Origin of the sequence: Mesorhizobium sp. CO1-1-8 (assembly GCF_020164875.1) — a bacterium.
In the GTDB taxonomy this organism is placed as follows: Bacteria; Pseudomonadota; Alphaproteobacteria; order Rhizobiales; family Rhizobiaceae; genus Mesorhizobium.
In genome coordinates this window covers 199877-213808 of sequence record NZ_JAIUGZ010000010.1, presented here as the reverse complement: position 1 = coordinate 213808, position 13932 = coordinate 199877, and the positions used below count along the sequence as shown (strand labels likewise).

General features: G+C 63.2%; 17 protein-coding genes. 6 read left to right on the top strand and 11 right to left on the bottom strand.

All coding sequences use genetic code 11. The features are described from left to right. Positions 1-14: 14 nt before the first annotated feature. From LB558_RS20815 to LB558_RS20795, 5 genes are all read right to left on the bottom strand, one after another. The gene (locus LB558_RS20815; protein ID WP_224699244.1) at positions 15-419 is read right to left on the bottom strand and encodes a periplasmic heavy metal sensor; all 405 of its coding nucleotides are present in this window, start codon (positions 417-419) and stop codon (positions 15-17) included. After that, entirely contained in the window at positions 416-853 is a 438-nt protein-coding gene (locus LB558_RS20810) for a hypothetical protein (protein WP_224699243.1), read from the bottom strand. The genes LB558_RS20815 and LB558_RS20810 overlap by 4 nt, the downstream gene beginning before the upstream one ends. Continuing rightward, entirely contained in the window at positions 850-1434 is a 585-nt protein-coding gene (locus LB558_RS20805; RefSeq protein WP_224699242.1) for an RNA polymerase sigma factor, read from the bottom strand. Before LB558_RS20805 ends, LB558_RS20810 begins: the two co-directional genes overlap by 4 nt. A gap of 100 nt (positions 1435-1534) precedes the next feature. After that, positions 1535-1918, bottom strand: a complete 384-nt coding sequence (locus LB558_RS20800; protein WP_224699241.1) for a hypothetical protein — start codon at positions 1916-1918, stop codon at positions 1535-1537. Positions 1919-1946: 28 nt separating this feature from the next. Next, positions 1947-2381: an EF-hand domain-containing protein gene (locus LB558_RS20795; RefSeq protein WP_224699240.1), complete on the bottom strand. Its 435-nt coding sequence runs from the start codon at positions 2379-2381 to the stop codon at positions 1947-1949. Positions 2382-2604: 223 nt separating this feature from the next. Between LB558_RS20795 and LB558_RS20790 the strand changes: the two genes are divergently transcribed. From LB558_RS20790 to LB558_RS20780, 3 genes are read left to right on the top strand one after another with little or no spacing between them, the layout of a single operon-like run. Next, positions 2605-3027 carry an EF-hand domain-containing protein gene (locus LB558_RS20790; protein WP_224699239.1) on the top strand — a complete coding sequence of 141 codons (423 nt, stop codon included), beginning with the start codon at positions 2605-2607 and terminating at the stop codon, positions 3025-3027. Positions 3028-3069: 42 nt separating this feature from the next. Beyond that, positions 3070-3492: a BA14K family protein gene (locus LB558_RS20785; RefSeq protein ID WP_224699238.1), complete on the top strand. Its 423-nt coding sequence runs from the start codon at positions 3070-3072 to the stop codon at positions 3490-3492. Between the two features lie 42 nt (positions 3493-3534). After that, positions 3535-3984 carry a VOC family protein gene (locus LB558_RS20780; RefSeq protein WP_224699237.1) on the top strand — a complete coding sequence of 150 codons (450 nt, stop codon included), beginning with the start codon at positions 3535-3537 and terminating at the stop codon, positions 3982-3984. Positions 3985-4699: 715 nt separating this feature from the next. Here the strand turns inward: LB558_RS20780 and LB558_RS20775 are convergent. After that, positions 4700-6682 carry a BTAD domain-containing putative transcriptional regulator gene (locus tag LB558_RS20775; protein WP_224699236.1) on the bottom strand — a complete coding sequence of 661 codons (1983 nt, stop codon included), beginning with the start codon at positions 6680-6682 and terminating at the stop codon, positions 4700-4702. A gap of 152 nt (positions 6683-6834) precedes the next feature. On the opposite strand from LB558_RS20775, the gene LB558_RS20770 reads away from it, so the two are divergent. The 3 genes from LB558_RS20770 to LB558_RS20760 all read left to right on the top strand — a co-directional run bounded on the left by LB558_RS20770 (position 6835) and on the right by LB558_RS20760 (position 9431). Further along, positions 6835-7833, top strand: a complete 999-nt coding sequence (locus tag LB558_RS20770; protein ID WP_224699235.1) for a DMT family transporter — start codon at positions 6835-6837, stop codon at positions 7831-7833. An 87-nt stretch (positions 7834-7920) separates the two neighbouring features. After that, the gene (locus LB558_RS20765; RefSeq protein WP_224699234.1) at positions 7921-8586 is read left to right on the top strand and encodes a hypothetical protein; all 666 of its coding nucleotides are present in this window, start codon (positions 7921-7923) and stop codon (positions 8584-8586) included. Positions 8587-8627: 41 nt separating this feature from the next. After that, positions 8628-9431 (top strand): DUF1194 domain-containing protein, encoded by an 804-nt coding sequence (locus LB558_RS20760; RefSeq protein ID WP_224699286.1) that lies wholly within the window; start codon positions 8628-8630, stop codon positions 9429-9431. A 106-nt stretch (positions 9432-9537) separates the two neighbouring features. Here LB558_RS20760 and LB558_RS20755 read toward each other — a convergent pair whose 3' ends face one another. The 5 genes from LB558_RS20755 to LB558_RS20735 are packed head-to-tail and all read right to left on the bottom strand — an operon-like array spanning position 9538 to position 13917. Next, positions 9538-9957: a DUF982 domain-containing protein gene (locus LB558_RS20755; protein ID WP_224699233.1), complete on the bottom strand. Its 420-nt coding sequence runs from the start codon at positions 9955-9957 to the stop codon at positions 9538-9540. Between the two features lie 21 nt (positions 9958-9978). Continuing rightward, positions 9979-10965, bottom strand: coding sequence for an ABC transporter ATP-binding protein (locus LB558_RS20750; protein WP_412033486.1), 987 nt, complete (start codon positions 10963-10965; stop codon positions 9979-9981). An 8-nt stretch (positions 10966-10973) separates the two neighbouring features. After that, positions 10974-11933: an ABC transporter ATP-binding protein gene (locus tag LB558_RS20745; protein ID WP_224699231.1), complete on the bottom strand. Its 960-nt coding sequence runs from the start codon at positions 11931-11933 to the stop codon at positions 10974-10976. Beyond that, complete coding sequence (locus LB558_RS20740; RefSeq protein WP_224699230.1) at positions 11930-12901, bottom strand: ABC transporter permease; 972 nt, start codon at positions 12899-12901, stop codon at positions 11930-11932. The genes LB558_RS20745 and LB558_RS20740 overlap by 4 nt, the downstream gene beginning before the upstream one ends. Beyond that, positions 12901-13917, bottom strand: a complete 1017-nt coding sequence (locus tag LB558_RS20735) for an ABC transporter permease (protein ID WP_224699229.1) — start codon at positions 13915-13917, stop codon at positions 12901-12903. Before LB558_RS20735 ends, LB558_RS20740 begins: the two co-directional genes overlap by 1 nt. Between the last annotated feature and the right edge of the window lie 15 nt (positions 13918-13932).

The window sequence follows — 13932 nt, the reverse complement described above, 5'->3', positions numbered from 1 at the left end:
AGTGGGGCGACGGCTCACCGTCCTCCCGTTGACTTCGCGTTGACGTTCTTGATGGCGGCAAGCAGGTAGTCCTGCACCGTTGCCTGGAGATTTGTGGTGGCGGCGCGCACCGCGGCCATCGCCTGCCTGACCGCCGCCTCGTCGAAAGGCTGCGCCTTCTCTGCCGCAGCCAGGTCGGAGCGCGCCGCGCGCAGTTGCCGCAGGGCTTCGAATGTCCGGGCGCGGTTGTCACGCATGACCGAGCGGAACTCCTTGCGCACCTCCGGCGAGTAGGCGCCCGCGACCTCCGCCAGCAGCCCGCGCCCGACGGCCGCCTGGCGCAGGCCGTGCGAGGCATAGCCGATGAAGAAGAAGTTGAGCGCGAGCGAAAGGGCAAGCACGACCAGCACCGCAGCCCATATCCACGAGCGACCGTTCATAGCGCGTCCCCCTCGCCCGCATCGCCGGCGATCGGCGGTCCGCCGTCGGGAAGCCTTGCGCCTGCGGCGAGCGCAAGAAGCTCGGAATCCTGCGACTGGTCCTGAAGCCGCGCAACCTGGTAACCGGCGATTGTCGCGGTGACAAGCAAGGCCGCGGCGCAACCGGCGATGCCGGCCGGCGCGACGAGGAAACGCGGCAGCCGGGGCGGTCGCGCGGCTCCGCGATCGATGCGCGCCATCACCTTGCGCGCCAAGGCGCGGTCGTCGCCCTCGACCAGCGAGGCCTGTCGAACGAGCGTGTCGAGCACTGCATCGGCGCCGGCATCACCGCCAAGCGCCATGAATGCCAGGGCGGGCCCTCTTAAGGGCGCCGGCCAAGCATCGATGTTGTCGCCGAAGCGGCGCCAGTTGTTCTCGAATTCCTCGCGTGTCATGAGGACTTCCTTTCGCGGCCCCCGGCCGCATCTGCCAAATGATCCCTGAGCGCGCGGCGCCCGCGCACGAGCAACTGTTCGACCGAGCCCGCGCTGGCGCCCATCACCTGGGCTATCGCCGCGATGTCAAGCTCGCCCACAGCCCTCAGCAGCAGCGCCATGCGCTGGCGCTCTGGCAGGCCCGACAGACCGTCCCGCACGATTGCCAGTTCCTGCCTTGCCGCGGTTGCGGTCTCGGCATTTGCTTCCGGCGCTGCCGGCTCCTCGGAGATGTCGTCCAGGCCGAAGAAGTTGCGCAGCGCGCGGCGCCGGCGCTGGTCGATGCAGCGATTGGCCGTGATCCGGTAGAGCCAGGTCGAGGCGCGAGCCCGGCCGGGGTCGAAGCGCGCGGCCTGCTTCCAGACGGTCACGAACACCTCCTGCACCACGTCCTCGGCATCGGCCGCATGACCGAGATAGCGCGTGGCGAATGTCCGCAGCCCACGGCCGTGACGGGCCATGAGCGCGGACAAAGCCGCCTGGCTGCCGGCGGCGATGCGGGCCAGGAGCTGCTCGTCGCCATCGGCGGCTTCATCCCGCACGGCGGGCACCGGTCGACGAGCCGCCGGCGGCGAGGGAGAAGTCCGCGACGATCCGGCCCGGGAGAAGAACGAATTCCGACGTCAAGTCCACCACCAGATGTTAGCGGCGCCAACGGCGAAAGCCGTGAACCGTGTTGCCGTTCGGGCCGGTGAAGCTGCCGACAGAACGGCCGCGAAACGGTCCGGCCGCGCTGTAACGCTGACCCGAAACGGTCTTGCCGTTCGGTCCGGTGGCAGAATAGCTCCTGGAGCAGCGGTCAACAACGCCGGCCTTGCAGGTTGAATTCGAGGTGTAGGTGCCGCCGTTCGGTCCGGTCCGCGTGGTCGAGCCGGTGTAGACGTTGCCATCCTTGTCGACGCTGCGGCTCAGTTCGCCGCCATGCACGGTCTTGCGCGTCCATTCCTCGGCCGAGGCAGGGGACGCGGCCGACCAGACGACCATTGCGCCGAGGCAGAACAGCGGAAGTTTGAGTCTTGAAAGCATGTCATTTCCTTTCTGACGGGGAGGTTGGTCAATTGGCGCGAGCAGCCATGATCTTGCGGATCGCCGCGATCTCGTCAGCGGAGAGCCTGCTGTCGCCATTGCGGTCGGCGAGATCGAAGAGCGGCGTGCTTGCCTGGAACTCGTTCTCGGTGACCTTGCCGTCGCCGTCCTTGTCCATGCGCTGCCAGCGGCTGCCGAGCCGGGCCTCGGCCGCCTGGGCGCGGTCCTCGATGGCTTGGCGAGCGGTCTCCATCTCCTTCTCGTCGATGACGCCGTCGCCATTGCGGTCGAGCCTTTTGAACAGGCGTTCGCGGGCGGCGAGGATCTCATCCTTAGAAATCACACCGTCGCCATCGGTGTCGAGGCGCTGAAGGATGCGCAGGCCGGGCATGTCCTGCGCCGCGGCGGCGCAGACCGGAGCGAGCCCGAGAAGCAGGGCCGCAAGGATTGCTGAGCGTTTCATGCTTGGTCCTTTCGACTGTTACGTCGCGGGAGGGCGACTGTCGGCCAATACGCAGCCCGGCCCGTGCTCCTACGCCCTGCAGCAGGATTTTTTCGCCGGTATCTGCGGCGCGGCATCGCTGTGCCTAAAATTCGTGGGCGGCGCGTAGGAGCGGCCGAACTCCTGCGTAGGAGACGCTGCAAGAACGATCCGCGGCGGGTCGTCGATTTCAGCGGAGACCCAGATGACCAAGATCGTGATCGCCCTTACCGGGCTGGTTTTGTGCGGCTGCAGCGCCTTCGCCGCCGACACGGGCGCGCGGGAGGCGTTTCGGCGCATCGACACCAATGGCGACAGAAAGCTCGAATTCAGCGAGATCCAGGCTGCGCGGGCGCGGATGTTCGATCGGCTGGACGCCAACCACAACGGCGTGCTCGACCCCGAGGAGGTGCAGGCGGCCGTGGCGCAGGTGAAGGCGAAGCGCGACATTCAGGCCGCGCGCTTCACCGGCCTGCAGGCCGAGGCGGGCCGCATGGACCGCAACGGCGACGGCAAAATCTCGCGCGACGAATTCACGGCCGCCATTCCCGACCGGCTGCTGCAGGCGGACACCGATGGCGACGGCGCGCTTTCGATTTCCGAACTGAGGGCGCTGAAGCGCCCGTGATCCCCCGTAGTTCCAGGTGACACACAACACAGGAGAGAGACGATGAAATGGATAGCGACGGCCTTTTGCGGCCTGGTGCTCGGCGCATCGATGCTGGCCTCGCCGGCCGAGGCCGTTCCGATCGTGCCCGCCCCGGGCCAGGCATCCGTGACCAGCCAGGCGACGCCGGTCTGGTACCGGCGCGGCTTCTACGTCGTCGGCGGCGCCTATTACTACAATGGTTACCGGGGTTATTGGCGCATGCGGCCCGGCTATCGCTACTACAATGGCTACTGGTTCCCGGCCGCCGCCTTCGCGGCCGGCGTGGCGGCCGCCACGGTCGCGCCACCCCCGCCCCCCGCGGCGCGCCTGGCGGCCGCCCATGTGCGCTGGTGCTTTGACAACTACCGCTCCTACCGCGCCTGGGATAACAGCTACCAACCCTATGACGGCCCGCGGCAGCAATGCCGGTCGCCCTATAATTGAAACTCGGCGCTGCCGTCATCGACGCCGGAAGGAGGCTCGCCCATGCAGAACCGCTCTATGCCTGCCAATACGGTCATACCGGTGCTTGCCTACCCAGACGTGGAAGCGGCCAGCCGTTGGCTTTGCGAGGCCTTCGGATTCGAATTGCGGCTGACGATCGGAAATCATCGCGCGCAGCTCGGCTTCGGCGACGGGGCCGTCGTGGTCACGACCCTGAAGAGGCGCGGATCCGCGCCGTCGCCCGGCGACGAGGGATTCTCGGTGATGGTGCGTGTCGAGGATGTCGATGCGCACCACCGCCGCGCGATGCGTAGTGGCGCCATGGCGCTGACCGAGCCGACGAGCTACCCCTATGGCGAACGGCAATATTCCTGCCGCGATCTCGCCGGCCACGCCTGGACCTTCTCGCAAACGATCGCCAATGCCGCGCCCGAGGAATGGGGCGGCAGAGCCGAGCGTCACGTCGAAAGGGATTCAGACGACACGCTTTAAGCGTTGTTTTGACGTATGCCGCTGCCTGCATGGGAGCTGTCGTTGGGAATACTTGAGCGCTCGTGCTGACGAGCGCTATCAGCAAGGCACCTGTGCCAGAGGTCGACGCCCCTTACCCGAAAGTCGAAACTACTGACTCACCTTGTCCACAAGCAACTGCAACTCGGGCTGCGGCGCGATCCAGAAAGTTCGAAAAGCTTCCAAGAACCCCAGGGAAATTGGAGGCCTCATCCGGACGTTGCGGCCCCGGATACCGCAGCGAACCTCCGCGATGAAGCGGCCAATATCCTCGCCAAAAGCGCATCCAAATAGGACTGTCGGCGGCTGTGTCGTGGGAACGAAAAAAGAAGAGAAGCAGAACTTCCGTGTGCGATTTTTGCACACGACATCCCGCAACTATCTGATATTACTTATTTATCCGCCCCATCCATCATAGGGGCTATGGCTATCCTAAACCTTTGATAATCTTGCATGTTCATAACTTCAATAGGTTGAATCGCGTCGCACGGACTCTATCATGTGCCATGATAGGCCACCGCCGCAAATCGGCGGATGACCTGGCCGCCGCGACGGCGTGCGGCGCCGAATACCTCAATCGCAGGGTAGCGTATAGGTCGACCCGGCCGGAATTGCCAAAGCGTTATCTGCTTTCGATGCCTGGGCGGAGGACGGAACCCTCCAGCTTCGTATAACGGTGTCTGCGTCAATGATGTGGCTAGGAACTGGGAAGGCCAGCCCTCGACAGCATCTCAAGGAACCGGGAATGGTGATGATCCTTCACATAGCGCGGCACAAAGCCAGGGCAGACATTGCTCAGATTGAGATGCGGAAGTTGTGACAGGCAATGGTGGATGGCCCGGGACGCTTCTTCGTTGTTTCCGGTGGCCGACGCGGTCGCGGCCCAATAAAGGGCGCCGCGAACGAAGCCCGGCTTTGTCCTGACCACTTTGCGGGCGGCTTCGAGCGCCCGCTGGTTGTCTCCGCCAGCGAAGAGCGCCACAACCAGGCCGTGGTGGCGCCAGAAGTCGATGACATCGTGCCTTCCGAGCCGGATTGCTTCGTTGGCCTCGCGCACCGCTTCGTCGACCTGTCCGCGCAATGCAAAGAGCATCGAAATATCGCCGTGGCCAGTCGGGTAGCTTGGGTTGAGGCTGATCGCGTGACGGCATTCGGCGATCGCTTCGTCGATACGACCGCAACTTTCGAGAGCGAACGACAAGATACATCGGGCAATTTCATCGTCCGGCACCGCCCGCACCGCGGCTTCCGCAAGCTCGACCGCACGCTCGATCACCCCACGCTCCCGAGGCAGCGCGCCAAACGCCACGCCCATGGATATTACGATCGAGAGCGTCCGCTTTGCACGGGCATTGTCGGGACCTATCGAGAAAGCCTTCTCGGCAAGGTCTATCCCGACCAAAAGCGAGTCCCGAGTCATCTCAAAATATTTCATGAGGGCTTCGTTCACCAGCCTGCGCACTTCAGGGGTACCCGGCGGGCTTTTGTCTCGAACCTTCCAGTTGGTCAGTTGAAGTTCGAGGATCACGGCAAGAACAACAGACTGTGCGATCCTGTCCTGGAATTCGAGCGCGTTCTCGGAGTGGCCGTCGAACTTCTGGGCCCAGACGTGGTGGCCGCCGGCGGCATCTACGAGTTGGACATTCACCCTCAACCCATTGCCGGATCTCTGGACGCTGCCGCTGAGCATATATCGCGCCCGGAGTATCCCTGTCGTCTTGGCTTCTTCGCCTGGACCGCTCTTCTCGGGCGGAAGCGCGGCGAGCACGACATAGTCGGCCACTTCGGAGAGAGCCGTCGTGATGTCCTGGACAAGTCCCTTGGCGAAAAAGTCGTCGCCTTGCTTTCCGGTCAGATTGACGAAGTCGGCAACGCTGATGGACGGACGCCCAAGGCGCTGGCTGGCCGGAACACCACTTGTCGACTGCACATTTGAGGCGTCGTCGGCGGCAAGCAACAGAGATTGCCAAAGCGCCCGCGTTTCAGGGCCGGCTTCGACGCCGAACTCCTTCTTCAGCATGCTTCTGCAAGCTTCGTATGTCCTGATTGCCTTGTCGCGTTGGCCACATGTGAGCAGCAATTCCATCTTGAGTCGATAGGATTCTTCCCGTGTCGGTTCCATGGCCAGAATACGATCGGCCAGGATCAGCCCGGCATCGGGGTCGACGAGACGGGCCAGTTTTTCGAAGGACTCAAGCGCGCGGCCGAGTAGCCTGTCGCGTTCCGATGTGATCCAGTCATCGAACGCATTGCTTCCCAGATAAAGCCCGTCGAGGAAGGGCCCGGTGTAGTTCGCCAAGGCCTTCGCGAGGTCCTGAGCGGAACGGGCCGAGAGACCCGTTTCGAACTTCTCCACGTCGACTTGAACCGCCTCTGGCCTCAGCGCGATCAACTCCCCGCTGGAATGGACGAGGTCCACCCCCTCTCGCGCCAGATCTTGGCGCAGGACACTGAGGGCTTGCCGAAGGCTGTTGCGCGAATGTTCGCCGTCGCTGTCGCTCCACAGGAGGTCAGCCAGCCTCTCCCGCGTCGCCGCCATGCCCGGACACCGGGCCAGATAAGCGATGATTGCTGACCCTCGTTTCCCGGTCAGCCGAAGCGGACCGGCCGTTTCATTTTCAATCCGGAAACCGCCGAAGAGTGAGATTCTATTTGCAGCGCCGCTGTCCTCACTTTGCATTTTGCTGTCCCAGCCTGACGAAATCCTAACTCAAAACTAACGCTTCGCAACAGTTGGCCTTGGCGCTCAAGCGCTGCCGTAACGGCAGGCTATTTAGGCTTTGCTAAATTAAGGTGATCAAGTCAACGAAAGGCTTGGTTCGAGGGGGGCGCGTGTCCAGGACAAGAGCCAATTTGCTGCTGCTATTTGCAGCCGCTTTGTGGGGCTTCGGCAATGTCTCGCAAAAGATGGTGCTTGTACATCTCGACGCGCTGAGCGCGGTGGGTCTGCGCTGCCTGATCGGTGGGCTGCTTGTGCTCCCCTTTGTCTTGATGGAGAGGCGGCTTCCGATCAGGCTGGACTATTTTTCCAGCTTGGCCAAGGTGGGCGCGCTGTTTGCCATCTCCATCACGCTCCAGCAGCTTTGCTATCTCAGTGCCTCCGTCACCAATGCGAGCTTCCTGGTCAGCACGGCAACGGTAATGACACCGCTGGCCGCCTGGTTTCTCGCAGGCGAACGTCCGACAGCGAGTCTCACGCTCTTAGCCGGGCTGACCGTTGTTGGAGCACTGCTGTTGTCGGATGGGATTGCCGGGTTCAGCAGTGGCGATCTCACCGCGGTCCTGTCGGCCGCCTGCTATGCGCTCTGGGCAGTCGAGCTGGGCCGGCACATGCAGGTGCATGCGAGGCCGTTCACCGCAGCCGCGACACAGTTCTTCGGCGCCGCAGCCTTTGCCCTGCCACTCGGCGCAATGCAAGGCAATCTGTCGTTGGCCGCCGCATTCGCAGCCGGCCCGGAACTGGCGATCCTCGGCGTGTTCTCCACTGCGATTGCCTTCGGCATACAGACGGTTGCCCTCCGCTTTACACCGGCCAGCCACGCAGCCGTGATCGTCAGTGCAGAAAGCGTTTTCGGGGCGCTGGGCGCGGCGGTCTTTCTCGGCGAGCGGAGCTCGTCCGCGAGCGCATTGGGTGCCGCCATCATTCTGGGTGCGATCCTGCCCGTTGCAATGTCTAACCGAGCGCCGCAGGCACGCACGTCCTTGCGAACCGCTTCGGTTCAACCCTTCGACGCGGCGCCTGCCTTTGCAGCTGGTGGCGCAAATTGGGCAGGCGATCGTCACCCCAACAATTCAGGGCCAGTGGAGGAATGTGATGGTCCTTGCCGGTGATGCGAAACGTATTCCAGACCCGGTCGGACTTGTCGCGGGGGCGCAGTAATGGACGGGCGGACAATCCTTCTTCTTCCGATCGCACATTTGGTATCGGCGCTTCGCGCCCGCATGAAGGGACCGGGCGGCTATTACAACAGCGGCAACGCGCTCGGCCTCATTGTCGGTCTCGCGATCCAGATTGCCACCGCGCCGGTCGGCTTGCATGAGGGAAGCAGCGTCACCATGGCGGTGATCGAATATTTCGCTGGGAGCCATGGCACTGTTGCGCTGACCCTGACCACCCTGGTCTTCTTCTGGGGCGGCGAGGCCTATCACCGGGCCTGGGCAAGGCCGGATGCTCCCGATCCCACCCTCAACCGCCTGGGCGACTTCCTGTCGGGCCTGGGTGCGATTGGGCTCGGCATTGCGCTGCTGCTGCTCGGCGATCCCTTGCTTGCAGCGACCTCCGGCCTGCTGCATGCGCTGGGCAAATTCGGCAGCACCTTCCACAGGCCCGGCAGGCAGATTCCGATGTGGCCGGCCGCTTGGCCCGATCCGTTCCGCAGTGCGGTGCTCGCCAGCCGGTTGCCAGCAATGCTGGCGACCACCGTGGCCCTCGGACGTGCCTTGCCTGAGGTCTGGTCGGGCGGGTCCTTCGCGGCACTCGCCATGCCACTGACCTTGCTCGGCTGTTATCTCTTGTGGACCAAGGCCGATCTGCTGCTGTTCGGGGTGGGCACCAAGGCCACCCGCCAGATTTCCACATGTTGAACCCGCTTTTAAAACGACCGGATGTCGAGATGGAGAATGACATGTTTGGCAGTGTGTATCAGGACGCCGGCCCTCCATCCTCTCGCGAGCGGGTGCGGACGACAGGCTGGGGCAGTCTCCTGACGCCGGCCAGTTCAATCTCGAGAGTGACAGGAATACTTGCAGCTTCGATGTTTTGGGGTGTCTCTGCCCATGCCGCGAACGTTGACGTCGCCATCGTGTTCGCGGTCGACTTCTCGTCGTCGATCGATCCAAAGATCGCCGATATGCAACGCGAGGGACATGCCGCGGCACTCACCTCGCCAGAGATCATCGCCGCCATCAGCCGGAATTACGTTGGCTGCATCGGCATTGCCTATTTTGAATGGTCGAGCCCCGGACACGCGCGCGTCGTGCTGCCGTGGACAAGCATCTGCGGACTGGAAGATGCCAAAGCGGCGGCAGCGGTGATCAGCAGGAAAGGCGATACCGGCTTCATCCGCAGGGGGCGTGGCGGAACATCCGTTTCCTCGGCTATCGACATCGGCAGTCTCCTGCTCGACCAGTTCCCGGGAAAGGCGGCCAAGAAAGTCATCGATATCTCTTCCAACGGCGAAAACAACGACGGGCTTCCCGTCCAGCCGAGCAGGTCGAACGCCATAGCCAAGGGATATACGATCAACGCCATCGCCATCCCGACGGAGGATGAGAATCCCGGCGAACCTCTGGCATCCTATTTTGCCAAATCGGTCATTGGCGGTTCCCAAGCCTTCGTCATGACGCCGAAGGGGCCAGACGACTACACCATGGCGCTTCGCCGCAAGCTCGTGACTGAAGTAAGCATGAACGAAGACCCTCCGCTGTGAAAGCGCGCCATGCAGGACGAACTTTCGACGCGCCAAACCGAGCGCGTTGCACGACGAGACTCGCGCCGCCGTAGCACGAGACCTGTAGGGGCATCAGGACAACAGCCTATCGCCGTAGCGCGTGCACGCTTGCCTTGCCTTCGCCGGGCACGGGCGACACCATGTCGTCGTCGAGAAGGCGCGTGATGCGGGCAAAGCCGGTGAACGCTTTCCTTGCTTCCTCGACCGACATCTGGCCCGACAAGGCGGCCGAGCAACAATTCAGCGCGCACTGATAAACCGGACCGCGCCGTCCGGTCGGCCATTTCCGCAAGAACATCATGGCTTCGGCAACACTATCGATTTCTTCAACAGGGTGTCCCTGCCCGCGCGAAATCCGCACGGGCGAAAAGAAATGCAACTGATCCATCGTTTCCTCCCGGTCGACCGCAATGCGCTCGATCGAACCCCACCAAACGCGCCAACAGCCAGTTGGTTCCAGGTAAAAATGAAACTTTTTGGAAATCTGTCGGGCGAAGGCGATCACCCGTGCGGTGGTGAGTGTCGCCTACATCGTCGGGAAGTGGCAGGCGACTTTGCGACCCGGTCGGTATTCCCGTAACTGTGGCCGCTCCGAACGGCAGCGCTCTGCCGCGATCGGGCATCGGGGATGGAAGCGGCAGCCGGTTGGAGGGTTCAGCGGGCTCGGTACGTCGCCGGTGAGGATGATGCGCTTGCGCGTCCCACCGGGCGTCGTCTCCACGACAGGAACCGCCGAGATCAGCGCCTGGCTATAGGGATGGGCTGGTGCTGCAAACACGTCTTCCGCCTGCCCTTCTTCGACGATCGAGCCGAGATACATGACCGCGATGCGGGTTGAAACCTGACGTACCACCGACAGGTCGTGGGCGATGAAGATGTAAGTGAGGTTGAGTTTCTCCTGCAGATCGGCAAGCAGGTTGACGATTTGCGCCTGCACCGACACGTCGAGTGCGGAGACGGGTTCGTCCAGGACCACGAGGTCCGGATTCAATGCAATAGCCCGCGCGATGCCGACGCGCTGGCGTTGTCCGCCGGAAAATTCGTGCGGAAACCGCATGACGTGATCCGGAAGCAAGCCGACAAGGTCGAACAGTTCCGCCACGCGTTTGGTGATCTCGCTCGACGAGAGCCTGCCATGGATGCGCAGCGGCTCGGCCACCAGGTCGCCGACGCGCCGGCGCGGATTAAGCGACGCCGATGGATCCTGGAAAACCATTTGCAGGCGGCGCCGCAGCGGCCTGAGTTCGGACAGCGATTTCGAGGTGATGTCGTCGCCTTCGAACAGAAGCTCACCGTCCGATATGTCGTAAAGCCTCACCAGACAGCGCGCCAGCGTGGACTTCCCGCATCCGGATTCGCCGACCAGTCCGACAGTCTCGCCGCGCCACACGGTCAGGGAAACATTGTCGACCGCATGAACGATTCGCTTGCCTTCGGCGGAAAAACGGCTGCCGATCGAAAAGCGCTTGCCCAGCGAACGCGTCTCGAGAATTGGGCGGTTCTTGTCGATCATCGGCCCGCTCATGCCTGTGCCACCCTGAAGCATGCCGCGGCATGGGTGCCGCTCCCGAGGTCGGGTTTGCCGACGTCGCAGGGCTCGTAGTGAACCGGGCACCGCGGACCGAAAGCACAGCCTTGCGGCAATCGCAGCAACGACGGCGGCGAACCGGGAATGGCCGGCAGGCGCCGTGGTTTTTTGCCGGTCAGCGGCGGAATCGAACCCAGCAGCGCACGCGTATATGGGTGGCGCGGATCGGAAAACAGCTCCGCGCGACTGCCGCGCTCCACCACGCGGCCGGCATACATGACCATGACCCGGTCGGCGAGTTCGGAGACCACGCCCATGTCATGTGTGATGAAGATAACCGCCGATTTGTGCGTCGCGCGCAGCTTGCGCACCAGATCGAGAATCCCGGCCTGCACCGTGACGTCGAGCGCCGTGGTCGGTTCGTCGGCCACCAGAAGGGCCGGATTGCAGGACAAAGCCATTGCGATCACCGCCCGTTGACGCATGCCTCCGGACAGTTGGTGCGGGTAGCGCGACATCGCCTCGTGCGGGTTCGGAAAATTTACCTCGGCCAGCAGTTCCTCCACGCGCTCCATCGCCTTGGACTTGCTGATGCTGCGATGCGCGCGGATCTGTTCGGCGATCTGCCAGCCGATCGTGTAGACAGGCGTCAACGCGGTCATCGGATCCTGGAAGATCATCGCGATCTCGTTGCCGCGCAGCCGCCTGAGTTCGCGCGCGGGCAGTCCCACGAGTTCGCGGCCCTTGTAGCGGATCGACCCTTCGATGGTGGCGTTGGGGTCGGTGATGAGACCCATGACGGCCAGCAGCGACACCGTCTTGCCGGAACCGGATTCACCGACGACGCCGAGGATCTCGCTCTCCTCGAGGTCGAAGGAAACGCCGTCGATGGCCCGCACCAGACCGTCATTGGTGCGGAAGGAAACTCTGAGGTCGCGCACCGACAGTATCATGATGTCCTCAGGCGCGGATCGAGAAGGATGTAGACGAAATCGACGACCGCGTTAGCGATGACCACGAACATCGAAGCATACATCACCGTTGCCATGATCATCGGCAGATCGAGATTCTGCAGCGCGTCATAGGTGAGTTTGCCGATGCCGTGCAGCCCGAACACCACCTCCGTCAGCAGGGCCGAGCCTCCGACCAGCGCACCGAAGTCCAGGCCGAACAGGGTGACGAAGGCGATGAGCGACGTGCGCAAGGCATGGCGCAGCAGGATGCGGGTCTCCGACAGCCCCTTGGCCCGGGCCGTGCGGATATAGTCTTCCTGCAGGGATTCGATGATTGCCGCGCGCAGCACGCGCCCGTAAATGCCGATATAAAGAATAGAAAGTGTGATCCAGGGGATGACCAGGGTCAGGAACCAGCCCTTCGGATCGTCGGAGAAATTCTTGTAGCCGAGCGGTGGTACCCAGGAGAACGCCCAGCTGTCGTGGTAGCGGCTCTGGGTGATCAGGTTCATCACCTCGCCCAACCAGTAGACCGGCATGGAAATGCCAAGCAACCCTAACGCCATAAGCAGCTTGTCCAGCCAGCTGCCGCGCGTGGCGGCGGCGGTGATACCAATGATGATGGAGACGACCACCCACAGGATCGCTGCTCCGAACACCAGCGAGAGCGTGACCGGGATCGAATCCATCACCGCCGGCACCACCTTCCAGCCACGATTGACGAAGGAGGTCAGGTCGCCGGTGACGAAGATCTTTTCCATCATCGTCACATATTGCACGTAGAGCGGCCGGTCGAAGCCGAAGCTGTGGCGTACCGCCTCCAGCACTTCGGGCGATGCATTGCGGCCGGCGATGCGCGCCGCCGGGTCGGCACCCGGCGTTGCGAAGAAAATCAGGAAGACGATAACCGAGATGCCAAACATCACGAACAGCATCTGGCCGAACCGGCGCAGGATTGCGTAGATCATCAGTCGCGCCCCAGCCGAACCTTGGAGCGCGGGTCGAGCGCGTCGCGCAGGCCGTCGCCGAAGACATTGAGCGCCATGACGGAAACCGCGATCGCCAGGCCCGGCACCAGCGCCACCAATGGCCTGGTGTAAAGCAGCGCCTGCCCGTCCTGGATGATAGTGCCCCAACTCGCGGCGGGTGGCTGCACACCGATCGAAAGGAAGGAAAGCGCTGATTCCGTAAGCATGTTCAGCGCCATCATCAGCGGCACGAAGACGATGAGAGTGGTGGTGACGTTGGGCAGGATGTCGCGCCACAGGATGCGCCATCCCGGTACGCCCAGATTGATCGCGGCCAGCACGAACTCGCTTTTGCGCAGTGCCAGAACCTGCCCGCGGATCGGGCGGGCCACATAGGGCACGTAGACGATGCCGATGATGATGACAGGCAGCCACAGACTGCCGGACTCGATCTGGATCGGACCGATCATGATGCCATGGGCGATGGTGACGATGGAGAGCGAAATCGCCAGCAGATAGATAGGGAACGCCCATAGAATGTCGAGGAACCGCGACAGCACCGTGTCGGTGACGCCGCCGAAATAGCCGGCGATCAATCCCGCCGCCGTGCCCAGGATCAGGGTGAAGATAGTGGCTGCTCCGGAGATCAGCAGCGAGCTGAGCCCGCCATAGAGCATCCTGGCCATGACATCGCGCCCCTGGCTGTCGGCACCGAGGAAATAATTGCCCAGCCGCCAGGTGGGACCGAGCGGTGTGTAGCCAAGCCCGAGCCCCTCCGTCGACTGTTCCATCACCGGAACGTCGGCGCCGTCGATCTGGATGACGGCGTCGAGCGTCGAGGCGAAGGGGTCCACGCCTGCCCATTTCGCATACAGAGGCGCACTGAGGCAGGCAAGGACGATGAGGAGGAACACGGCCAGCGACGCCATGGCAGCCCTGTCCCTTGCCAGCTTCGCAAACGCGACGGCCCAGGGCCCTCGCGTCTTGCGCGGCGCGGCGACAGCTACATTCGACACGGACGTGCCCCTCCG